Source organism: Yersinia rochesterensis, assembly GCF_003600645.1.
Taxonomy (GTDB): domain Bacteria; phylum Pseudomonadota; class Gammaproteobacteria; order Enterobacterales; family Enterobacteriaceae; genus Yersinia; species Yersinia rochesterensis.
On sequence record NZ_CP032482.1, the window covers coordinates 3,138,971 to 3,162,095 of the forward strand.

A 23,125-nucleotide genomic window follows, 5' to 3' on the forward strand; every position below is an offset into this window, starting at 1 on the left:
GGACACTTGAGGTTTATCTATGAGCAAAAACAGAGGGGTAATGCCTCTGGCTGCAATTCTGGTACTTTCAGGCAGCTTAGTACTTATAGGATGTAATGATAAAGATGCGGTGCAAGCCCATGCTCAACAGGCACCTGAAGTCGGCATTGTGACATTGAAAGCAGCGCCACTGAATATCACAACTGAATTGCCTGGCCGTACGTCCGCATTCCGTGTTGCAGAAGTTCGCCCGCAAGTTAGCGGTATTATTCTTAAACGTAACTATGTTGAAGGCAGTGATGTCACCGCCGGAACATCACTTTATCAAATTGATCCAGCAACTTATCAGGCCGCTTATGACAGCGCAAAAGGTGACTTGGCTAAAGCACAAGCTGCCGCTGAAATCGCTCGTCTGACCGTTAATCGTTACAAACCATTGCTCGGCACCAACTACATCAGTAAGCAAGAGTATGACCAAGCGGTGTCTAACTCTATGCAAGCCAATGCTTCCGTTCTGGCAGCAAAAGCAGCGGTAGAAAGTGCCCGTATTAACCTGGCTTATACTCATGTGACCTCGCCAATCAGTGGTCGTACCGGTAAATCTTCAGTGACTGAAGGTGCATTGGTGACCAGTGGCCAGGCAACCGCGTTGACAACAGTCCAACAACTTGACCCGATGTACGTTGATGTTACTCAGTCAAGTGATGAGTTCCTGCGTCTGAAAAAAGAGCTGGCTGATGGCACGCTCAAACAAGAAAACGGTAAAGCTAAAGTTCGCTTGTTACTGGAAAACGGCGCTGAATATGCAGAAACCGGTACGTTGGAATTCTCTGGTGTGACTGTGGATGAAACCACCGGTTCTATCACTATCCGCGCTATCTTCCCTAACCCGAATGAAACGCTGTTACCAGGGATGTTTGTCCGTGCCCGTCTGGATGAAGGTGTCCGCCCTGATGCACTATTAGTGCCTCAACAAGGTGTAACACGTAACCCTCGCGGCGAAGCAACGGCGATGGTCGTTGGAGCTGATGACAAAGTTGAATTGCGTACACTGGTTGCTAATCAAGCCATTGGTAATAAATGGTTGGTGACTGACGGATTGAAAGCAGGCGATCGTCTTATTGTTTCCGGCTTGCAAAAAATCAGACCGGGTGTGCAGGTAAGAGTGCAGGAAGTTACTGACCCGGCGCAAAAAGCAGCCCCGGCTGATACAGAGAAGAAGTCTTAAAAGGAGCCGGTAATTCATGGCTAAGTTCTTTATAGATCGCCCTATTTTCGCTTGGGTTATCGCTATCATAATCATGTTAGCCGGTACCCTTGCGATAATGAAATTACCTGTTGCGCAATATCCGACCATTGCGCCGCCGGCAATTACAATCTCCGCCAACTATCCTGGCGCCGATGCGACGACTGTGCAGAATACAGTTACGCAGGTTATCGAACAGAACATGAACGGTATCGATAACCTGTTGTACATGTCTTCCAGCAGTGACTCCTCCGGTAACGTTCAGTTGACGTTGACCTTTAACTCCGGCACTGATCCCGATATCGCGCAGGTTCAGGTCCAGAACAAACTGCAATTAGCCATGCCATTACTGCCGCAAGAAGTGCAGCAGCAAGGTGTGAGCGTTGAAAAGTCCAGTAGTAGCTTCCTGATGGTTGCCGGCTTTATTTCAGAAGACGGCACCATGCTGCAAGAAGATATTGCTGACTATGTCGGTTCTAACGTTAAAGACCCGATCAGCCGTACCACGGGGGTAGGTGATGTTCAGTTATTCGGTTCCCAATACGCGATGCGTATCTGGATGGACCCGCATAAACTGAATAACTACGGTTTGACGCCGGTTGATGTTATCAACGCGATCAAAGTACAGAATAACCAGGTTGCCGCAGGGCAATTAGGTGGTACGCCACCAGTGCCGGGTCAAGAACTGAACTCCTCTATTATTGCTCAGACCCGTCTGACCAATGCGGAAGAATTCAGCCAGATCATGCTGAAAGTCAATACTGATGGCTCACAGGTTCGCCTGAAAGATGTGGCTATCGTTCAATTGGGTGCTGAAAGCTATAACATTATTGCTCGTTATAATGGTAAGCCAGCGGCAGGTATCGGTATTAAGCTGGCGACAGGGGCTAACGCCCTGAACACCTCTGCTGCGGTAAAAGCTGAACTGGCAAAATTACAGCCGTTCTTCCCCGCAGGGCTGAAAGTGGTTTACCCGTACGACACCACACCGTTCGTTAAAATCTCCATTAACGAAGTGGTTAAGACGCTGGTCGAAGCTATCATCCTGGTGTTCTTGGTGATGTATCTGTTCTTGCAAAACTTCCGCGCAACGTTGATTCCAACCATTGCGGTACCGGTCGTATTGCTGGGGACGTTCGCCATTCTTTCCGCCTTTGGCTATTCGATAAACACTCTTACGATGTTCGGGATGGTGTTGGCGATAGGGCTATTGGTGGATGATGCCATCGTCGTCGTCGAGAACGTCGAACGTGTGATGCAAGAGGAAGGGCTACCGCCGAAAGAAGCCACTAAGAAATCCATGGAGCAAATCCAGGGTGCATTGGTGGGGATCGCGTTGGTGCTTTCTGCCGTATTTGTTCCGATGGCCTTCTTCGGCGGCGCAACCGGGGCGATTTATCGTCAGTTCTCTATTACCATCGTTTCGGCCATGGTGCTCTCGGTTCTGGTAGCATTAATTCTGACCCCAGCACTGTGCGCCACCATGTTGAAACCTATCGCTAAAGGCGAACATGGCCCGAAAACCGGCTTCTTTGGTTGGTTTAACCGCATGTTTGAGAGCAGTACCCACCACTATACCGACAGTGTTGCCAATATCCTGCGCAGCACCGGCCGTTATTTGGTTATCTATCTGGCTATTGTGATTGGTATGGGCGTGTTGTTCCTGCGCTTACCCTCTTCATTCTTACCGGAAGAAGATCAGGGCGTGTTCCTGACCATGGTACAAATGCCTGCGGGTGCGACCCAAGAACGAACTCAGAAAGTGCTGAATCAGGTTACTGACTATTATCTCGACAAAGAAAAAGACGTGGTTAACTCTGTATTTACGGTTAACGGCTTCGGTTTCAGCGGTCAAGGTCAGAATACCGGTCTGGCATTCGTGAGTTTGAAAAATTGGGATGAACGCCCTGGCGAGCAAAACAAAGTTCCGGCCATTGTGAGTCGTGCTTCTGCTGCTTTCTCGCAAATTAAAGACGGTTTGGTCTTCGCCTTTAACTTGCCGGCGATTGTGGAATTGGGTACCGCTACCGGCTTCGACTTCCAGTTAATTGACCAAGGTAACGTGGGGCATCAGAAGTTAACGGAAGCCCGTAACCAACTGCTTGGTATGGCGGCACAACACCCGGATATGCTGGTGGGTATGCGGCCAAACGGCCTGGAAGATACGCCTCAGTTCAAAGTCGAAGTAGATCAGGAAAAAGCACAAGCGCTGGGCGTGGCAATTTCTGATATCAATACTACCTTGGGTACCGCCATGGGCGGCAGCTATGTAAACGACTTTATCGACCGCGGTCGTGTGAAGAAAGTTTATGTGCAGGCGGATGCGCCATTCCGTATGTTACCGAGTGATATTGATAAGTGGTATGTCCGTAATAATGCAGGTCAGATGGTGTCATTTGCCACCTTCTCCACTGCCAAATGGGAATACGGCTCACCACGACTGGAACGTTATAACGGCTTACCATCCATGGAAATTCTGGGTCAGGCCGCTCCGGGTAAAAGTACCGGTGAAGCTATGGACCTGATGCAAGAATTGGCCGCTAAATTACCAAGCGGCGTGGGTTATGACTGGACGGGCATGTCCTATCAGGAACGTTTGTCAGGTAACCAAGCGCCAGCGCTGTATGCCATCTCACTGATTGTGGTCTTCTTGTGTCTGGCGGCGTTGTATGAAAGCTGGTCAATTCCATTCTCTGTGATGTTGGTGGTACCACTGGGTGTGGTCGGTGCGTTAATTGCCGCCTCTCTGCGTGGGCTGGAAAATGACGTTTACTTCCAGGTGGGCTTATTGACCACCATTGGGCTATCGGCCAAGAACGCCATCTTGATTGTTGAGTTCGCTAAGGACTTGATGGATAAAGAAGGCAAAGGTTTGGTGGAATCAACCTTAGAAGCAGTGCGTATGCGTCTGCGTCCAATCTTGATGACCTCACTGGCCTTTATTCTTGGGGTTATGCCGCTGGTTATTAGTAGCGGTGCAGGTTCTGGTGCACAGAATGCGGTCGGTACCGGTGTAATGGGCGGTATGATAACCGCGACAGTACTGGCTATCTTCTTTGTTCCGGTATTCTTCGTGGTGGTTCGCCGCCGCTTTAGCCGGAAAAGTGAAGATGTAGAACATGCACATGCGGTTGACCATAAGGTGAAATAAACCTTATTCGCAATAAATAATGTCGTACTAAAAAGGCCGCCCAGTCTAAACTCAGCGGCCTTTTTCTTTGTCATTGGTCTGATCCTCACATTGGGCCAGTAGAAAACAGGGTATAAATACCCCCTTAAAGCAGCCAATTCCGTCAGAGTGTTTATATTGTGATCAATATATCAAATAGTAAGTTGAGCATTTGCCGCCAGACAATTAATTACCATGATATAAATATTCATAAAAATGAAGATAATGAAACAATGGAAACAATGGAAACAAGATTGAAAATTTTATATGACGCGCAGGTTATTGATTCTGCGGTCTACTGTGGCATGCTCAATGTTCTCACTCGTTTGGAACAACACTGGCAATTATCAATTCGTCATCCCCAAGGAGAAATGCTGATTACTCACATGGCCAATGCGCTGATGCGAGCGAGTCAGGGACAGGTTATTCCGGCTATCGACGATGAAATATTAAAAGAGATCGAAACCACAGCAATTTTTGCCAATATCAGAGATATTAATAACGATCTACTCTCACTGTTTGTCTTTGAAGTACCCGATCACGAATTGGGATATTTATTAGCAAACTTATATGGCTTGCATCTGGCCCAACAGATTGAGAGCTAATAATTTAGACATAGATTAAATATTCAAAAAAATGAACAATTAAAATATCATTTTACTCTCAATAATTCGAATTACATGAAAGCGGTCAACGCACATGCAGCTTGAATTATGACGAGTATATTTAGGGATCAAATATGCTACTAAAAGCATTACAAAAACAAAACCCAGCGCTCATAGAAGCGGCGATTTCATTTTGGAAACAAGGAGTTATAAAACCTGACAGTTATGTTATTGATGTTGATCAGGTCAAACAAAATGCGCATTTACTGCTGGAAACAGCAACACGCCATGGCATCACTCTTTATCTGATGAGCAAACAATTTGGCCGAAATCCCCTGCTGTGTAAGCTCCTGCTGGAATGTGGCTATCAAGGTATCGTCGCGGTGGATTTCAAAGAGGCGCGCCAACTCTATCAACATAATTTGCCAGTGGCCCACATCGGCCATTTAGTCCAAATCCCCAGCGGGATGGTAGATGAAGTGGTGTCTCATCAACCCGAAGTCATTACCGTTTACAGTGTCGCCAAAGCACGAGAAATTGCTGCTGCCGCAGTCCGTCAGAATAAAGAGCAAGCGCTGTTATTAAAAGTTTGCCATCACGATGACCTGATTTACCCAGGGCAAGAGGCAGGGTTCTCACTGGATGAATTACCCAATGTTATCAAAGAAATAAAGACAATTTCTGGTATCCGTTTGGTGGGTGTTACCCATTTCCCTTGCATGCTTTTTGATAGTGAAAAAGGCAAGACATTGCCCAGCCCGAATCTTAATACCCTGATTGAAGCAAAAAGTATTCTTGAGCAGCACGGCATCCAGGTAGAACAGGTCAACGGCCCTTCAGCAACTAGCATTGAAAGCTTGCCGCAACTGGCTAAATGGGGTGTCACACACGCCGAACCGGGCCACTCATTGACCGGAACTATGCCCTCTAACCAACAGGGTAACCAGCCCGAACATATTGCCATGCTGTATCTGACAGAGATTTCCCATTGCCATCAAGGTAAAAGTCATTGCTATGGTGGCGGTTACTATCGGCGCGGTCATTTGAATAATGCCCTGGTATATGACCAACAATGGCATGTCAGTAAGGTACTGAATCCAGACAATGCCAGTATCGATTATACAATAGGTCTTACCGGGCCATTCGCCGTCGGCAGCCCAGTGGTGATGTGCTTTCGTACACAGATTTTCGTCACCCGCAGTGACGTGGTTCTGGTCGGCGGGATCCAGTCTGGTCAGCCCACATTACTCGGGATTTATGATAGCCAGGGGAATACTATTCCCACGCCACCGGGCAGGAGGGGTTATGAGTAAGTTTATCGTGCTGGTCATTGACAGCTTTGGCGTAGGGGCCATGCCCGATGTCGCTGAAGTTCGTCCACAGGATATAGAGGCGAATACCTGTGCCCATATTTTGCAGACCTACCCCGAATTGCGTTTACCCAATTTGGAAAAAATAGGGCTAATCAATGCGCTACATATTGGTTCGCCAGATTTTCACGGCAGCGTGATGCAAGATAACCCCGAGGCCAGTTTTGGTGTCGCGCTGTTGCAACATGAGGGTGGAGACACCTTTATGGGCCACCAGGAGATCATGGGCACCCTACCCCGCTCACCTTTAAGCATGCCATTCTCCAGTGTAAAAACGCGTGTGGCTGATGCATTACGCCAGCAGGGTTATCAAGTTGAAGAGCGCAGTGCACCTGATGATAGCAGCAATTTGCAATTTCTATGGGTCAATAACTGCGTCGCAATTGGCGATAATCTTGAAGCAGATTTAGGCCAAGTATTTAATATTTGTGCTAATTTAGATGCCATTAATTTTGAGCAGGTCGAAAAGATAGGTCGGATAGTGCGGGGTTGTGTGGCAGTGAACCGCGTCATCGCCTATGGAGGGGTGCTGATGAATAGCCACGCAATCATCAGCGCAGCTGAAGTTAAGCAACAACATTATATTGGTATTAACAGCCCAAAATCAGGTGTTTACGATAATGGTTTTCAGGTTATTCACCTCGGTTATGGGGTTGACGCCGATGTTCAGGTGCCCCATCAGCTTGAGAAAGTGAATATTCCCACAGTGCTGGTGGGTAAAGTCGCTGATATTGTTGCCAACCCAGCTGGGCGAAGCTATCAGCAATTGGTTGATTCACAAACCATTTTGGATATTGCATTGGAAGAAGTGCAACGTGCAGGCAGTGCCTTCATCTGCACTAATATTCAGGAAACTGACCTGGCGGGCCATGGGCAGGATGTTGCGCGCTATGCAGAACGCCTGCAATTGGTCGATAACATGCTAGGCAAAATAACTGCAGCTATGTTGCGAGGTGATTGTCTGGTTGTGATGGCAGATCACGGCAACGACCCGACAATTGGCCATAGTAAACACACCCGGGAACAGGTGCCGCTGCTGGTCTATCATGCGGGAATGGCGCAAGCGCCGCAAAAGGCCATTCGCCTGGGAAGCCGAGAAACAATGTCAGATGTTGGTGCGACAGTCTGTGAGTTTTTTGCGACAACTGCACCACAAAACGGCCACTCTTTCTGGCGGCAACTCACTGGCGCTAGCAAATAATGGGATATATTCAGGGTACTTAAGAGGAAGTAAGAATGCTTAAAATCGCTATTGGTGGGCAACTGAATAAAAACGAAATACGAGATTGTTTAGCTAAATATGGCGCAGATAAAATTTCCTGTGAAATATTTACTGACATGGATGCCGCCATGAAAGTCAAAAATGGCAGTTTCAACTATTACGTGGGCGCTTGCCAAAGTGGTGCCGGCGGCGCTCTTGCTATGGCTTATGCCCTGATTGGCCGGGATAAGTGCGCCACAATAGCGAATGCTCTGACCCAGCCCTCTGAGGCCAATATCAGCCAATTGATAGATCAAGGTAAAAAAGCATTTGGCTTTACCAATGATCGCGTTGAAAACTCTGTTAAAGCCTTATGCGCCGTTTTATTGGTGGACAAATAACGCTGTAAATATATACAGTAAGCCACTTTAACTAAAAAAGACTGACGCAATTGACAACAATAATAAACAAATTAGCCGGGGGCCTATTGGCCTCGATGGGGTCGTGATATGGAATCGTTTAATTTAGTTAAGATTATTCTTTTCGCTCTAATGGGAGGATATGCCACTTTTCTTGCCAACAAGTCTATCGCGGTTTATCACGATGGATTGCGGCCTATTATGCCGGAGTTTATGAACGGCAATATGAGCCGAAAAGAGCTGGCGGGTATCTCCTTTGCTATCAGTATTGGGTTCATCACCGGTTTCGCCATGCCCATTACGTTGGCAACGGGGATTATTGTTATTCATATTGTTTTGCTGACAGCCGATATTATTGGCGTATCACTGAATAATACTAAGTTAGCCGTATTAATTGGTACTGTTTATGGTGCGTTAATCACTATTGCGCTGGATGGGCTGATTAAGGGTTTCAGTTATTTACCCGTCAATTTCCTTGATGCCCTCGCGTCAGTAGGTGACCCAATAATTTATGCGTTTGTCGCCTTCCCTGCTATTGCCGTCGGTTATCAATTCGGCAAAAAAGCGGGGTTAATTACCATTATTATCGCCTTCCTGGCCCGTGTTGTGATTGAGCGAATTAACCCGGTCACTATTGCGGGTAATGAAGTGGCACTCAGTCCTGAAGGCATTGCGATGCTGTTTGGCATGATTTGCTTACTGTTCTTTGCTTCCCGTGATAAACGCCACGGCGAAGAAATAGAACATAGCTTGTTTGACGACAATATTAAGCGCATTCGGAAAAACGCGATTTATCTACTCCCAATGGCGGCATTAATCACCATCACTGCCCACTACCATTGGATTGCCGGTGAGCCAATTGCAGCAGCATTGCTTGGAAAAGGGCAAATTACCTCAGCAGCTATCGTCGCCATTGTTCAAGCTCTGGCTTTCATGCCACTAATTATCACCACCGCAATGATAAGTGGCGTATATGGCACCAACGGCTGGTGTGACTGGTTCCTCGGCTTAGGCTACCTTGCGCCTAACCCAGTGGTTGCAGGCATACTTGGGGCTGGTGCTATGGGCGTTGAAATTACCAGTCTGAGCCGAATTGGCAAGGCGATGAACCGTTTCCCATCGTTAAAAATGTCCGGTGATAATATTCGTACCGCCATGACGCAAATTCTTGAAATTGCACTTTTGGTGGGCGGGGTTAATGCCGCAAATCAAATCTGGCCCGGCACCGGCATTTTTGTAGTCGTCAGCTTGTATATCCTCAACGAGATTTGTGGCCGCCCGGTCATGAAACTAGCGGCAGGCCCTATCGCGGCTATTATCGTAGGTATTTTGGCGAACATTTTTGCTGTTTTGGGGTTGCACGTGGTCGCTTAATCGCAAGCAAGCACCTCACCCACTTTAAAAAAGTCCGCAAACTTCGGTTTGCGGTTTTTTTTATTTATTCGGACTTGAAACTCGGACTTGAAAGTGAAAAACGAATGGAGCATAATTATTGTTATAGTATAACATAACAATTGGAGTTTTTATGAAACCTGGCATCCACCCTAATTATCGGACTGTGGTTTTTCACGATACCAGTGCGGACACTTATTTCACTGTCGGGTCAACCATCGCCACATCGCGAACCATTGAACGCGATGGGCAGACCTATCCATATGTCACACTGGATATCTCCTCGGCATCGCATCCGTATTACACCGGTAAACAAAAAGAGTTTTCAAAAGAAGGCAGCACTGCGCGTTTCCATAAGCGGTTCGGCAGCTTCCTGACGCCAAAAAACAGCTAATTCTGAGAGTTAATTATGCAAGTATTGAGTTCATTGAAATCGGCAAAAAACCGTCATCCCGATTGTAAAATCGTCCGTCGCCGTGGTCGGGTGTATGTTATTTGCAAAAGTAATCCACGTTTTAAAGCCGTTCAGGGAGGTACTCATAAAAAACGGTGATGTTGAATATGTTGCAGTCAAAAGCCCCGTTGCTGCCCAACGGGGCTTTTCTATTTGTCATAAAGGATTGATAACTCAGCCCCTTAGTTTCCCTTGAGGCTGAGAAATTTTCTTCCGATAACTACTTCATGCTACCCACAATAGTGTCCACATTGTGTTTAAAGGCTTGTGTGTAAGTCGCTGCTGGGCCGTCGGCTACAGATAATGCCTCGGGATAAAGCTCTCCGCCAGCTTGTGCGCCACTGGCTTCAGCAATTTGTTTTACTAGCCGAGGATCAGTTTGGTTTTCAATGAAATAGGTTTTTATTTTCTCTTTTTTGATTTGATTAATCAGCGCAGCAACTCCACTGGCACTGGCTTCAGATTCTGTAGAGAAACCAACAGGTGATAAGAAATTAACCCCATATTCCTGACTAAAATAACCAAATGCATCATGGCTGGTTAGAACCTTGCGCTGCCCAGCGGGGATCGCGGCAAACTGCGCCTTGGCATAAGCATCCAATTTCTCCAGTTGTTGAATATATTCCCCCCCGCGCTTACGGAAATAATCTGCATCTTCAGGATCGGCGATAATCAATGCATTCATTACATTGTTAGCATATTTAATACCATTCGCCATACTGTTCCAGGCATGAGGGTCGGTCACCATTTTGCCCTCTTCATCCATCTTGCGGGTATCAACCCCGGTTGACGCGATGACGACCTGCCCTTTATAACCGGAGGCTATGATCAGCCGTTCTAACCAGCCTTCCAGCCCTAACCCACTGACAAACACCACATCGGCTTTGGACAATTGCTTACTATTTTTCGGCGTGGGTTCAAAACCATGGGGGTCCCCATTTGGGCCAACTAAGGTCACCACATTGACATGTGAGCCTCCAACCTGTTTGACGATATCACCTAAAATAGAAAAACTGGCGACAGCCTCGACCGTTTTCGCCATTGCCAGCGGACTTGACAGTAGAGCAGCTACCGCCAAACTAATAGGTAAATACTTCATTTAACTCTCCTTTAATGACACGGGGGTTCTTAATAAGAAATAGTTCTCAACGGCGCGCAGTAGCTAAAACTCCACCGCGCCTTCCAAATAAAATAGATAAAAAGAAAATCAGACTGGCACTCAGGACAATAGCTGGCCCGGCCGGCAATGAGGCGTAATACGACCACAGCAGCCCGACGAGACTGGCAATCATGCCAATCGCCATGGCAATGCCCAAGGTTTGAGGTAAGTTTTTGGCCCAAAAACGCGCACTGGCGGCGGGGAGCATCATTAGCCCGACTGACATCAGCGTGCCCAGAATTTGAAATCCAGCCACTAAATTAAGCACGACTAATGACAGAAACAGCGCATGAACCACCATCAACCAATGCCCCATACTGACCCGCAGGAAAACAGGATCAAATGACTCCACCACTAGCGCGCGATAAATAGCCGCTAAAGCCAACATAGAGAAAGTGGTTATTACCCCAACCATGGTCATGGCGTTGGCATCAACAGCGAGAATAGAACCGAATAACACATGGAGCAGATCCATACTGGAGCCGCGCAAAGAGACTAGCGTGACCCCTAAAGCCAAAGAACCCAGATAGAAACCGGCAAAACTGGCATCTTCTTTTAACAGTGTTCGGCGGCTCACCCATCCCGACATCATGGCAACCGCCAGCCCGGCAATAAATCCCCCGACGCCCATGGCCACCAGTGACATACCCGAAATCAGGTATCCGATAGCCGCCCCAGGTAATACTGCGTGCGACAGAGCATCACCGACTAAACTCATTCGTCGTAATAATAAGAAAACCCCCAATGGCGCAGAACTGAGTGACAGAGCTAAACACGCGATCAATGCCCGGCGCATAAAGCCAAAATCCAAAAAAGGATCAACAAGTAAATGAAGCAATATCATGGATTGATCGCCCTCAGAGAGTTGGGCGGTGCGGAAAACGGGCAAGATGAACCCTGAGAGTGGTGCCACTGGGCTAAAACCTGATCAGAGGATTGCCAGCAATAGCCTTGAGATGTTAGCCACAATGCATGAGGGAAATGGTCGGCCACCATCGACATATCATGCAGGACAGCAATTATGGTTCTCCCCTCATTATGTAGCTGATGAATAACCTCAAGTAACAACCCGACAGTTTGGCTATCAATACCGGTGAAAGGCTCATCCAACAAAATCAGTTGCGCTTGTTGTACTAAAAGACGAGCAAATAGCACCCGCTGCAATTGTCCACCCGAAAGCTCACCAACCGGCTGGCGAGCCATATCCTGCATTCCGACCGCACTTAATGCCTGTTTGATTCGTTGCCGTGATTGGTGATTAATTCCACCCAATAATCCACTTTGTGGCCAACACCCCATCGCCACTACATCTTGGACAACAATAGGAAACTGCCTGTCTAACTCAGCTTGTTGAGGAAGGTAGGCTATTTGCGGGGATCTCCCGCCAGTAAATGTCACTTTCCCCGCAACAGCTGGTTGTAAGCCCGCCAAAGTTTTAAGTAAAGTGGATTTACCCGCCCCATTGGCTCCAATAATTGCAGTAAGCGAACCTGCGGAAAAACAACCATTAATTGATGGTGTTAGGGCACGGTTTTCATATCCAATCTCAATATTTCTCAAATTTATCATGGCAATACATTCGCCCAATAAATGGCACACCACAACAACACACAAAGTAAGGCAACACCGACAATGCGCTGTAAGGAAGAAAGTGAAAATAACGTCCAGTGCGGTAGCGGGGTAAATCGAGCAGAGAATTTATTCATGTCAGAGAAGAATAAGCGATTAATGATATATTATAACATCACATTACTTAGTCAAATTCAAGTGTGCATCTCTACCATAAATATTTCAAAGGTAACAATTCATGACGGGGTATCGATACAACATCAACAGAGGTGGATAAAAATCCGGTGCTGTTGATAAAATAAGCAGTGCGAACATGCTTAGTTACAGCAAATTAAAGTATTTTTACTAATATCTTACTGGTGAGGGTGGGCATGATTTTGGTACTCTAGCAGCAGAACTCTTCGTTAACGCTCGCAAAACGGTAATTTACACAATAGAAAACCAGCCTTACGGGAGTCCCTCCTCTTGATAAAACCGGCATAGCATTCTAAATTAATAGAAGTAGACTGAGTTAAGCGTGAGTAATAACCTTAAATATGCAAAACTCTATTTAAGTTTTTTAATTTTATTGTCGAACAGTGTTATTGAATACGACCTTAATAACGTCACTCAATGCTAACTAAGCGGTTTAGTAGATAAATCTCATTAAATTTGAAATTTTTACTTCAAATCATGCGAATAGTTACTGAAAACAGATATCATCGCATTTTTTGTAACAATGGCAGTGTGTTAATGAATTAATCTTGTCACCATGAGCGGACAATTAATGAACAATGAAATAGCTGGGGACTTTTTCTCAGGGCGTTACCCGATTTCATTACTGAGGAATGTTATCAAGAATAACATAGGTGAAATTGAAGAAAGCTTGGTTTCTGGGTTAATGTATTATTCGGAGAATGCCCAGTACACCACTGGTTCATTAGAAATTCTTGATATTATAAATTTTAAAAATAACCATTATTCAATGACTTACTCTTATCAGTGGTATATTTTCAACTCCTGCTTAGATATCAATACTGAAGAGTTGTTAACAAATACTGTAACATTTATTGTACACCCAGAAAAAATCACTTTTGATATAATTAACAATGACAGACCTTCAACCGCTGATGAATTGTAAGATTAAGTAATAAAGTTGCGCGATGAGCGGAGAAATGATTTATATTTATAGCAAGAAACATTTATTTACTTTACCGATAAGCTTTTGCATTTATATGATTACCGATCTACTCACATTGTGTTATCAACACCGAATTAAGCGTTTACGGAGGGGATGATATGGATGAGTACTCACCGAAGCGGCATGACATTGCCCAATTGAAGTTTTTATGTGAGAGTTTGTATGATGAAGGCATTGCCACCCTTGGTGACAGCCACCATGGTTGGGTAAATGACCCGACTTCTGCCGTAAATCTACAATTGAATGATTTGATCGAGCATATAGCTTCATTTGTGATGAGTTTTAAAATAAAATACCCTGATGGCGCAGACCTTTCAGAGTTAGTGGAAGAATATTTAGACGATACATATACTCTGTTTAGTAGTTATGGGATCAATGACCCTGAATTGCGTCGCTGGCAAAAAACCAAAGAGCGTTTATTCAGACTTTTCTCAGGGGAATACATCTGTACCCTGATGAAAACTTAAAGAATAGTTTCACTATATTATTTTTATATCGAGAAGAAGATTCACCATGACAAAAACTGACTACCTGATGCGTTTAAGAAAATGTACAACTATTGATACATTAGAACGTGTAATTGAAAAGAATAAGTACGAACTTTCAGATGATGAGCTGGAATTATTTTATTCAGCTGCAGACCATCGCTTAGCTGAGCTCACAATGAATAAACTTTATGATAAAATTCCACCTACTGTGTGGCAACATGTGAAATAGTCTGCTTAACGCTGGTTAAGACACACAACGTTGAGCCGATAATTGTTATCGGCTTCAATGCAGTCAGCGGGTTGTAAGTGTTCAATTTGAGATAAAACACCCAGGTATTGAAGGTTAACTTTAATCCCGCGTTATTGCGCATCTGTGTTTAAATGAAGCGTGTCTAGATGAAGTCATGGGGGTTTATCAGAACATTGAAGTGATGCTGTATTGTTGTGCTATTTAATTTATCAAATCCTCCTGGCCACTAATAATTTAAAAACATTATTAGTTATAGACCAAATCTAAGATGCAAATTAAAAATCTAACTTGCAAATAAATAAGAAAATTCTTGTATTAACTTTCAATAAACGGTCGGTTAGCACTATAGACATGGGGGGCAAAAAGATTTATCGCTGATAATGATTAGTTGATAACTACTGGTTGATAACTACTGGTTGATATTGTGCTGGCGAAGAGAGTTGATAAGCCGAATGATTTTGATAATGAATGACTCGCCAAAATTGGTGGAGGCCCTGCCAGCTACATCCCGGCACACACCTCGCCTGCTACGGCTGCTTCCTTCCGGATCTGACCGAGTTCACAAGTTAGTGTTGCGGGAGAACCAACAGGACCTCCATTGACGTTAACGGCTCCTTGTACTCTGGAGCGGTGGGCATTATCGACTATGGACCTCGAAATAGCAAGACAACACGCGCTAACTGATTATTTCTTGCCCAGCATACTTAATCTTCGGGCGAAATCTATTTTCTTGTGGCAAAAAAATCTCTGATGATGTTATTTATTCTCCTCATTCTATTTATATCACTCTCATTTTCTCTATCGCGCCACACTATTTGCTAACACAGATAACCAATAAGAAAGAGGACGCAGTGACATCACCAAGAACTGAGCTATCAAGCCCGGATGACGCTGAAACGCTAAATGACGCAGCAGAGCAAAATCACCCGCCAATAATCGACAGCTTCCGTCAGCGAGTATTTCAGGTTGTGGCGGCGATTCCATTTGGGCAAGTGACCACTTATGGCGATATTGCCCGGTTGATAGGCTCACCCAGAGCTGCGCGGCAAGTTGGCGGCGTTCTGAAACGCTTACCTGAAGGCTCTACATTACCTTGGTATCGGGTGATTAATCGTCACGGGGAGATATCGTTAATCGGAGAAGATTATCTTAGACAGAAAAATGCATTGCTGGCTGAAGGTATTGAAATAAGTCCCGCTGGGCGTATTGATTTACAGCAATATCGCTGGCGCTACAGTGAGCTTTAGCGCCACAGTTCAAGACACTGCAGCGCATAAAGCGGCATGAGAATTACTGTATCGTCCCAGTACCGGTCGTTGTGGCTGTAGGTGCAGTTTCAATTGCAACAGAGGTCACTGGAACCAGTAGCAGATTCGCCTGAGTGCCAGTGCCGTTGTTAATCACTTCTTGAATGGTATCAGTGATAAACAGAAGCTGACCATTACGTGTAATAGCCGCACTTACGATGATACGGGCATTTGGCTGGATCTCAGTTGGGTTAAACGGCAAGGTAAAACTAAACGGAGCCTGTTTACCCTCAGTACGAATTGCTTTCTGAGAAATAACCCGAGTTGGCGCATCAGCCAGTGAAGCATCCGACAGCGTTACCGTGACGATAGCATCAGGTGGCAAAGCAATACGCTCGCGGATATTCACTGTCCCCTGCACAGCAGGTTGAGCAATAGGTGCCGCAGTGGCTCCTGCGGATGCCGGAACGGGAACATCAGCCCCTTTGTGGGCGCACCCCGCTAAACTAACGACCAATGCTGCCCCACCCACTATCTGCCAGAATTTCATTAATTGCCAAGGTTTCATAGGTCGCACTCCTTCTTATTATTAAGATGCCAGCTATTCATATAAGAGTTGGCGTTTAATAAGTGGCTTCAACCACCTAGCAAGCTAATTATAGCACAATCATCTACTCCCTGCCGATTCTCTCCCAATTGAGCCATTTATCAGACTATTCCTTATCAAGCTATCTTCAATCGTACAGCTGTTTCACAGCAATATATTGACGACCGCCCAATGGATTCCGCACACTGTGTATGAACTCAATCATCAGGGACTACAACATGAGCCAGGCATTAGAAAAACTGCTCGATCTGCTCGATTTGGAGAAAATTGAAGAAGGGATCTTCCGGGGCCAAAGTGAAGATCTGGGCTTGCGCCAGGTATTTGGTGGTCAGGTTGTCGGTCAGGCTATTTATGCGGCAAAACAAACCGTCCCTATTGATCGGCTCGTCCATTCATTTCACAGCTATTTTCTGCGCCCAGGGGACAGCAGCAAACCCATCATTTATGACGTAGAAACATTACGCGATGGCAATAGTTTCAGCGCCCGTCGGATCAGCGCGATTCAGAATGGTAAACCTATCTTCTATATGACGGCGTCGTTCCAGAGTCAGGAAAATGGTTTTGAACACCAAAATACTATGCCAGATGTCCCACCGCCGGAGGGATTGATGTCGGAAACCGAGATTGCCCGCCAATTTGCTCATCTGATCCCCGAAAAAGTGCGGGAGAAGTTTATTGGCAATCAGCCGATTGAAATGCGCCCGGTGAAATTCCATAACCCACTGCAAGGTTCAAAAGCAGAACCTAACCGCTACGTCTGGTTCCGCGCCAATGGCCAAATGCCGGATGACTTGCGCGTTCACCAGTATTTGCTGGGTTATGCTTCTGATTTCAATTTCTTGCCAACGGCCTTACAGCCTCACGGCATTGGCTTCCTTGAACCAGGCGTGCAAATTGCCACCATTGATCATTCCATGTGGTTCCACCGCCCATTCCGGCTTGATGATTGGCTGCTATATGCAGTAGAAAGCACTTCAGCCTCTGGGGCTCGTGGTTTTGTTCGCGGGCAAATCTATAATCGGGAAGGAGTCTTGGTCGCCTCTACCGTGCAGGAAGGTGTAATTCGTTTACATCGGTAATCGCCATCAATAATAAGGGGCGATGTCGCCATCGCCCCTGTTGCTACCATCATTATTATTTATTCTGCTGCCATTCTTAGTTTACTGATTATAGGCATTTTCGCCGTGGCTATTAACATCCAGACCTTCGCGTTCTTGCTCTTCGGGTACCCGCAGGCCAACCACCAGGTCAGCAATTTTGTAGGCGACGAAAGCAACGACACCAGACCAGACCAAACACACACCCACGCTAAATAATTGCACACCGACTTGATGCCCCATGGTGACGCCAGCCGCGTAACCGGTACCGCCTAATGAAGCAGAGGTGAAGACGCCGGTCAGGATACAACCGACAATCCCGCATACACCGTGGACACCAAACACATCACAGGTATCATCCACCCGCAGCCATTTCTTCAGCAGAACCACACCCCATAGACCGGCAACACCACCCACCAGGCCGATAATCAGTGCGCCGCCAACACCGACAGTCCCTGCCGCCGGTGTAATCGCCACCAAACCGGCGATACAACCTGAACAAGCACCTAACAGTGATGGTTTACCACGTAAAATCCACTCAGCAAATACCCAAGAAAGAATGGCACCCGCTGTCGCGACAACTGTATTCAAGAAAGCTAATGCAGCAATTTCGTTAGCGGCGCTAGCTGAACCGGCGTTGAAACCAAACCAGCCGATATACAGAATTGCAGTCCCGGTGAACACCATCGGTAAGTTGTGTGGTTTGAAAGCTTCTTTACCAAAACCGGCACGTTTACCCAGTAAGTAAGCCCCTACCAACCCGGCAATCGCGGCATTAATATGCACCACTGTGCCGCCCGCGAAGTCCAGAGCGCCGTCCAGTGCCAGGAAACCGCCGCCCCAGACCATGTGCGCCATTGGCAGGTATGAGAAAGTGAACCACAACACGGCAAAAATAAGCACCGCAGAGAAGCGGATTCGCTCAGCAAATGAACCGACCACCAATGCAACTGTGATACAGGCGAATGAAGCCTGGAACACCACATGGATATATTGGTAGAAAGTGCCACTCAAGCTAGTCAGGCCAATACCTTTGAGCATCGCCATATCAAAGTTACCGAAGAATGGGTTGCCGGTACTGAACGCCAGACTGTAGCCATACAAAATCCACAAAACACAAATCAGCGCAAAGGTCACCATGACCTGAGTCATCATCGACAATACGTTTTTGGAACGCAGCAGGCCGCCGTAGAACAGGGCAATACCGGGGACCGTCATAAACAGCACCAACGCGGTGCAAATCATCATAAAGGCATTATCTGCTTTGTCAGCTACCGCTGGTGCAGCAGCCATTGCCAAAGAGGGCAGCATGGCTACCGAACTCAGGCCCAACACGGATAAAAGTTTTTTCATCATCAACCCATCCCTATTCACTAAATTTGAGCCTGCAAATTACAGTGCTGCTTCGTCTGTTTCGCCGGTACGGATGCGAATAACACGTTGCAATTCAGCAACGAAAATTTTGCCGTCACCAATTTTGCCGGTATAAGCGGCCTTACTGATAACATCAATAACTTCATCCAATTGATCATCAGCAATCGCGATATCAATCTTTACTTTGGGTAAAAAATTGACGCTGTATTCCGCTCCCCGATAGAGTTCTGCATGTCCTTTCTGGCGACCAAATCCTTTCACTTCGGTTACGGTCAACCCTTGAATACCTACAGAGGACAAGGCTTCACGCACATCTTCTAGCTTAAATGGTTTGATAACCACGGTAACCAGCTTCATATTTGCCCCTTCTCGAATTAAATTGAATTCATGTCTGCCACAAAAGAAGTAAAGCAAAGGCTATGCCATAAATAATATTGACGAGAATTTAATGCAAAAATGGCGGGTTGATGGGGGTTGAGATGTACAGCACGACAGCGGTGTCACTAGATAGAGAGGATTGAACAGTTTTTACGCACCAAATTAGTGCGACGCGCGTCGCAAAAGTGCACCACGATATCTTCGCGCGCTTGTGTTGTCTGATCGATCGCGTTGTCTGATTATGGTGCGGCAATGCTTCTTGATAGGTATTCGCTGGGCTATTGGCTGAAAGAAAAATAACAGAAATGAAATGGAAAATAGCGGGAAGCTGCGAGGACATCGCCCCCGCAGCTTATTCTTTAACTTATCGTAGTTTCGATTTGGTCAATGGCCGCCAAATCTTCACTGACTAATTGCAATTGATACATTTGATAATAGCGCCCATGTGCCGCCAGCAACTCTTGATGCTTACCCTGCTCAACGGCTACACCACGGTGCAATACCAAAATAGTATCCGCCTCGACAATGGTCGAAAGGCGGTGAGCTATCACCACCAAAGTGGTGTTTTTGCGGATCAATTGCAAAGCTCGCTGAATGGCTTGCTCTGTGCCAGAGTCAATATTAGCCGTCGCTTCATCCAAAATAAGAATCTGTGGTGCCTGCACCAATACTCGTGCCATCGCCAAAAGCTGCTTTTGCCCGACTGACAAGGTGTTGCCCTGCTCTCCAAGCAAACTGTGCAACCCATCTGGCAATTCACGGACCAGCGGAGCCAATTGCACAGTTTCCAGCGCATCCCACACTTGCTGCTCACTAATATCACGGCCTAATGTCACATTAGCAAAAAATGAATCGGCTAATACCACTGGATCTTGTTGCACCATAGCCACACCCTGGCGCAATGTTTGATGTGATAATTCAGATAGTGGCCGACCATCAAGTAAAATTTCACCTTGCTGCACCGGATAATAGCCCATCAACAAATTTGCCAGGGTGCTCTTGCCACTGCCAGTATGCCCAACCAGCGCGATAAACCCATGCGAAGGCACATCCAGGGAAATATTTTGCAGCACCATTTTATCGTGGCGATAAGCAAAGCTGACATTATTAACCTGAATACGGCCGCTCGTCAGTGGACGGTCATCAGTGCCATAGCCTTGTTGGGCGCTGTCCATCAGCTCGAAAATACGCTCCCCTGCAACCACTGCTTGCTGCATGACCGACTGCTGTGATGTCAATTCAATCAATGGTTCATTGAGACGACCAAGGTAGTTGATAAACGCATACAGCACCCCGACCCCCACAGAACCCTCTGGACTGAAGCCGAAAAGCAGCAATAAACCACACAACACCATGGCTGAAAATAGACTCAGCAATGGGCGCAATAAAAAACCTTCCAGACGCAACGTTTGCATCCGCGCCTTATAATGAGCGAGATTGGTAGACGCCATGCGCTCACCAAAACGTACTTGCTGGCGAAACTGTTGGATAACGCCCATTCCGTTAATGACTTCATTAAAACCGTCATTAATATCCGCTAAATAGGCTCGAACCCGGCGGACGACCGGTGTGCTATAACGTTGATAAATCGCCATAACCACCAGCACTGCGGGAAAAATACAGATCGAAATCAGCGCCATGCGCCAATCCAGACTGAACATTGCCACCAGCATCGCGCCAATTAGTGCCGCACTTTTCAATACCGTCGACACCACCATCACATACAAATCTTTTATGACTTCGGTGTCGTTCGTTACGCGGGAAATCAATTGCCCGACAGGTTGGGTATCAAAAGCACTGAGAGGCTGGCGCAAAGCTGCATCCATCACTTCAATCCTGAGCCGTTGAACCACACCGACTGCCGCGCGATTAAACAATAATGCTTGAAAATAGTGCAATGTGGCTGCCAGTAATTGCAGTAGCAAATAAGCCAAAGCCAACCCACTGACCAACCCCAGCGGCAAAGTGCCTTTCGCCACCACGTGGTCAATGAAATAACTGATCAACAGTGGGCCACTGACCTCAGCAGCCGCAGCAATCCACAGCATCAGAACCGCCAACCCTAATGGCTTGCGATAAGGGGAACCATAGGAAAGCAGGCGTTTTAGTGTCGGCCAAAGTTGCTTAACTTTACTCATCGGTTTTGGCCTCCGACTCACCGTCATCCAATGCCGCCTCCAATTGCTGATAGCGATACATTTCCCGATACCACCCAGACTGATTCACCAAAACATTATGAGTACCGCGTTGCATCACCCCGCCGTGCTGCATCACCAGAATTTCGCTGGCTTCAGTTAAGGCAGAAAGGCGGTGTGCGCTGATAATCACGGTACGATGTTCGCCCCACTCGCGCAGATTCTTTAAGATTTCATGTTCGGTTTGACCATCAACCGCAGAGAGCGCGTCATCGAGGATCAGAATTTCAGTCTCCAATAGCAGCGCTCGGGCGATAGAAATCCGCTGTTTTTGTCCACCGGACAACATCACACCGCGCTCGCCCACTTCCGTGTCATACCCCTGAGGAAGACGTAAAATATCTTCATGCACACTGGCTAAGCGGGCAGCCCGTTCGATTTGATCTTGGGTCGCATCAGGTTTACCCAGTGCAATGTTGCCCGCGACGGTATCAGAGAATAAAAATGGCGTCTGGCTGACCACGGATAAGCGCCCACGCCAGTCATGCAAACGGATATCAGACAGCGGATGCCCTTGATAGCAAATCGCGCCGTCATCAATATCAAATTGCCGCTGAATAAGTGCCAGCAAGGTGCTTTTGCCAGACCCCGTTGGCCCACATAACCCAAGTATCTGTCCTGGGGCTAGTTTCAGTGCGACATCATGCAGAGCGGGCTGTTTGGCTTCTGGATAATAGAAATGACGAATATTCACCGCCAAAGTACCGCGCTCGCTCGACAGTTCGATGTCACCATCTTTCACCACTGGCGCTTCTTCCAGCAAACTACGAATACGGCTATAAGCAGCACTGCCGCGTTCAACAATATTGAACATCCACGCCAGCGCCAACATCGGCCAAATCATTAAGCCTAAATACATAACAAAGCTGGTCAACTGCCCCAAGGTGATGCTGTGGTTAACCACCATCCAGCTACCACCGCCAATAGCCAATAAATTTGCGATACCGATAGCAATATAAATTGTCGGATCAAAACGAGCATCAATGCGGGCGACATACATATTTTTAGCACCCGCTTCTTCAGCAACCCGCGCAAATTGTTGTGATTGGTTCTCTTCCAGGCCAAAAGCTTTAATCATGCGAATGCTGGTGAGGCTTTCCTGCGCCTGATTATTAAGCGCAGAAAATGCCCCCTGAGCTGATTTGAAACGCTGATGCAGTTGGTCGCCGTAATATTTGATGACCACCGCCATGACCGGCATGGGGAGCAATGACAGCAAAGTTAATTGCCAGCTGATTTGGGTGCTCATGACAATCAATACCGCACACCCCATCACCAGCGAATCCACCAGTGTTAATACCCCCTCACCTGCGGCAAAGACCACGCGATCGACATCATTGGTAGCGCGCGCCATTAAATCACCGGTGCGGTGACGTAAATAAAAACCTGGGGCTTGTCGGCTAAGTTGGCGATAAAAATTGCCGCGTAATTCCACAGCCAATTGATAGGAAGCACCAAAAAGTAAAACGCGCCAAACATAACGCAGCAGATAGACCACGATAGCCGTCACTAGCATCACGCAAACCCAGACCAATAACATATTGGTCGACATCTGTTTTGTGCTGATGCCATCAACAATTACCCCTACCAACTTAGGTGGTAATAATTGCAGGATAGCAATAATGATCAGCAATAGTACCGCTCCCACATAGCGGCGCCACTCACGGCGGAAATACCAGCCTAATTGTGCAAACAATCTCACTCAGTTTTATTCCATGGTCTGACACCGAATAACATCGGTATTTG

Annotated in this window: 22 protein-coding genes and 1 other RNA gene; 14 read left to right on the forward strand and 9 right to left on the reverse strand. The window is 46.7% G+C overall.

All coding sequences use genetic code 11. The annotated features are described in order from the left end of the window. Window positions 1–19 precede the first annotated feature (19 nt). The 9 genes from acrA (at window position 20) to ykgO (ending at window position 9,934) form a co-directional block, all read left to right on the forward strand. The gene (acrA, locus tag DXZ79_RS14635) at window positions 20–1,207 is read left to right on the forward strand and encodes an efflux RND transporter adaptor subunit AcrA (protein WP_038631561.1); all 1,188 of its coding nucleotides are present in this window, start codon (window positions 20–22) and stop codon (window positions 1,205–1,207) included. 16 nt (window positions 1,208–1,223) lie between these two features. After that, window positions 1,224–4,376 carry an efflux RND transporter permease AcrB gene (gene acrB, locus DXZ79_RS14640; protein ID WP_038631559.1) on the forward strand — a complete coding sequence of 1,051 codons (3,153 nt, stop codon included), beginning with the start codon at window positions 1,224–1,226 and terminating at the stop codon, window positions 4,374–4,376. Window positions 4,377–4,636: 260 nt separating this feature from the next. Next, a complete protein-coding gene (locus DXZ79_RS14645; RefSeq protein WP_050291418.1) occupies window positions 4,637–4,999 on the forward strand; it encodes a PRD domain-containing protein in 363 nt (120 codons plus the stop codon). Between the two features lie 134 nt (window positions 5,000–5,133). After that, on the forward strand, window positions 5,134–6,312 hold the full coding sequence (locus DXZ79_RS14650) for a YhfX family PLP-dependent enzyme (protein WP_050291372.1): 1,179 nt from the start codon (window positions 5,134–5,136) through the stop codon (window positions 6,310–6,312). Continuing rightward, entirely contained in the window at window positions 6,305–7,570 is a 1,266-nt protein-coding gene (locus DXZ79_RS14655; protein WP_120011402.1) for a phosphopentomutase, read from the forward strand. Before DXZ79_RS14650 ends, DXZ79_RS14655 begins: the two co-directional genes overlap by 8 nt. Before the next feature lie 35 nt (window positions 7,571–7,605). Next, window positions 7,606–7,971: a DUF2620 domain-containing protein gene (locus DXZ79_RS14660; protein WP_038631552.1), complete on the forward strand. Its 366-nt coding sequence runs from the start codon at window positions 7,606–7,608 to the stop codon at window positions 7,969–7,971. A 108-nt stretch (window positions 7,972–8,079) separates the two neighbouring features. Then, complete coding sequence (locus DXZ79_RS14665; RefSeq protein WP_038631550.1) at window positions 8,080–9,363, forward strand: YhfT family protein; 1,284 nt, start codon at window positions 8,080–8,082, stop codon at window positions 9,361–9,363. Window positions 9,364–9,514: 151 nt separating this feature from the next. Next, complete coding sequence (locus tag DXZ79_RS14670; RefSeq protein ID WP_038631547.1) at window positions 9,515–9,775, forward strand: type B 50S ribosomal protein L31; 261 nt, start codon at window positions 9,515–9,517, stop codon at window positions 9,773–9,775. A gap of 15 nt (window positions 9,776–9,790) precedes the next feature. Continuing rightward, the gene (ykgO, locus tag DXZ79_RS14675) at window positions 9,791–9,934 is read left to right on the forward strand and encodes a type B 50S ribosomal protein L36 (RefSeq protein ID WP_050113290.1); all 144 of its coding nucleotides are present in this window, start codon (window positions 9,791–9,793) and stop codon (window positions 9,932–9,934) included. Window positions 9,935–10,055: 121 nt separating this feature from the next. On the opposite strand, the gene DXZ79_RS14680 is transcribed toward ykgO, so the two are convergent. The 3 genes from DXZ79_RS14680 to DXZ79_RS14690 are packed head-to-tail and all read right to left on the reverse strand — an operon-like array spanning window position 10,056 to window position 12,563. Continuing rightward, window positions 10,056–10,934: a metal ABC transporter substrate-binding protein gene (locus DXZ79_RS14680; protein WP_038631545.1), complete on the reverse strand. Its 879-nt coding sequence runs from the start codon at window positions 10,932–10,934 to the stop codon at window positions 10,056–10,058. A gap of 46 nt (window positions 10,935–10,980) precedes the next feature. Then, window positions 10,981–11,838, reverse strand: coding sequence for a metal ABC transporter permease (locus tag DXZ79_RS14685; protein WP_038631544.1), 858 nt, complete (start codon window positions 11,836–11,838; stop codon window positions 10,981–10,983). Continuing rightward, window positions 11,835–12,563, reverse strand: a complete 729-nt coding sequence (locus DXZ79_RS14690; protein ID WP_038631543.1) for a metal ABC transporter ATP-binding protein — start codon at window positions 12,561–12,563, stop codon at window positions 11,835–11,837. Before DXZ79_RS14690 ends, DXZ79_RS14685 begins: the two co-directional genes overlap by 4 nt. A gap of 766 nt (window positions 12,564–13,329) precedes the next feature. Between DXZ79_RS14690 and DXZ79_RS14695 the strand changes: the two genes are divergently transcribed. The 3 genes from DXZ79_RS14695 to ymoA all read left to right on the forward strand — a co-directional run bounded on the left by DXZ79_RS14695 (window position 13,330) and on the right by ymoA (window position 14,460). Next, window positions 13,330–13,683 carry a hypothetical protein gene (locus DXZ79_RS14695; protein ID WP_120011403.1) on the forward strand — a complete coding sequence of 118 codons (354 nt, stop codon included), beginning with the start codon at window positions 13,330–13,332 and terminating at the stop codon, window positions 13,681–13,683. 158 nt (window positions 13,684–13,841) lie between these two features. Further along, window positions 13,842–14,210: an Hha toxicity modulator TomB gene (gene tomB / locus DXZ79_RS14700; protein WP_038631539.1), complete on the forward strand. Its 369-nt coding sequence runs from the start codon at window positions 13,842–13,844 to the stop codon at window positions 14,208–14,210. Between the two features lie 46 nt (window positions 14,211–14,256). After that, window positions 14,257–14,460 (forward strand): expression modulating protein YmoA, encoded by a 204-nt coding sequence (ymoA, locus tag DXZ79_RS14705; RefSeq protein ID WP_002208622.1) that lies wholly within the window; start codon window positions 14,257–14,259, stop codon window positions 14,458–14,460. 513 nt (window positions 14,461–14,973) lie between these two features. On the opposite strand, the gene ffs is transcribed toward ymoA, so the two are convergent. Beyond that, window positions 14,974–15,070: signal recognition particle sRNA small type (gene ffs / locus DXZ79_RS14710), an RNA gene on the reverse strand. A gap of 262 nt (window positions 15,071–15,332) precedes the next feature. Between ffs and DXZ79_RS14715 the strand changes: the two genes are divergently transcribed. Further along, window positions 15,333–15,728: an MGMT family protein gene (locus tag DXZ79_RS14715; RefSeq protein WP_050291374.1), complete on the forward strand. Its 396-nt coding sequence runs from the start codon at window positions 15,333–15,335 to the stop codon at window positions 15,726–15,728. 43 nt (window positions 15,729–15,771) lie between these two features. On the opposite strand, the gene DXZ79_RS14720 is transcribed toward DXZ79_RS14715, so the two are convergent. Continuing rightward, window positions 15,772–16,296, reverse strand: a complete 525-nt coding sequence (locus DXZ79_RS14720; RefSeq protein WP_038631533.1) for a YbaY family lipoprotein — start codon at window positions 16,294–16,296, stop codon at window positions 15,772–15,774. 257 nt (window positions 16,297–16,553) lie between these two features. Between DXZ79_RS14720 and tesB the strand changes: the two genes are divergently transcribed. After that, window positions 16,554–17,414, forward strand: a complete 861-nt coding sequence (gene tesB, locus DXZ79_RS14725; protein WP_038631531.1) for an acyl-CoA thioesterase II — start codon at window positions 16,554–16,556, stop codon at window positions 17,412–17,414. 81 nt (window positions 17,415–17,495) lie between these two features. Here tesB and amtB read toward each other — a convergent pair whose 3' ends face one another. The 4 genes from amtB to DXZ79_RS14745 all read right to left on the reverse strand — a co-directional run bounded on the left by amtB (window position 17,496) and on the right by DXZ79_RS14745 (window position 23,081). Beyond that, window positions 17,496–18,785 carry an ammonium transporter AmtB gene (gene amtB, locus DXZ79_RS14730; protein WP_162928782.1) on the reverse strand — a complete coding sequence of 430 codons (1,290 nt, stop codon included), beginning with the start codon at window positions 18,783–18,785 and terminating at the stop codon, window positions 17,496–17,498. A gap of 39 nt (window positions 18,786–18,824) precedes the next feature. Then, window positions 18,825–19,163, reverse strand: a complete 339-nt coding sequence (glnK, locus tag DXZ79_RS14735) for a P-II family nitrogen regulator (protein WP_002208627.1) — start codon at window positions 19,161–19,163, stop codon at window positions 18,825–18,827. 380 nt (window positions 19,164–19,543) lie between these two features. Beyond that, window positions 19,544–21,322, reverse strand: coding sequence for a SmdB family multidrug efflux ABC transporter permease/ATP-binding protein (locus DXZ79_RS14740; RefSeq protein ID WP_042562459.1), 1,779 nt, complete (start codon window positions 21,320–21,322; stop codon window positions 19,544–19,546). Beyond that, the gene (locus DXZ79_RS14745; RefSeq protein WP_038631526.1) at window positions 21,315–23,081 is read right to left on the reverse strand and encodes a SmdA family multidrug ABC transporter permease/ATP-binding protein; all 1,767 of its coding nucleotides are present in this window, start codon (window positions 23,079–23,081) and stop codon (window positions 21,315–21,317) included. Before DXZ79_RS14745 ends, DXZ79_RS14740 begins: the two co-directional genes overlap by 8 nt. Between the last annotated feature and the right edge of the window lie 44 nt (window positions 23,082–23,125).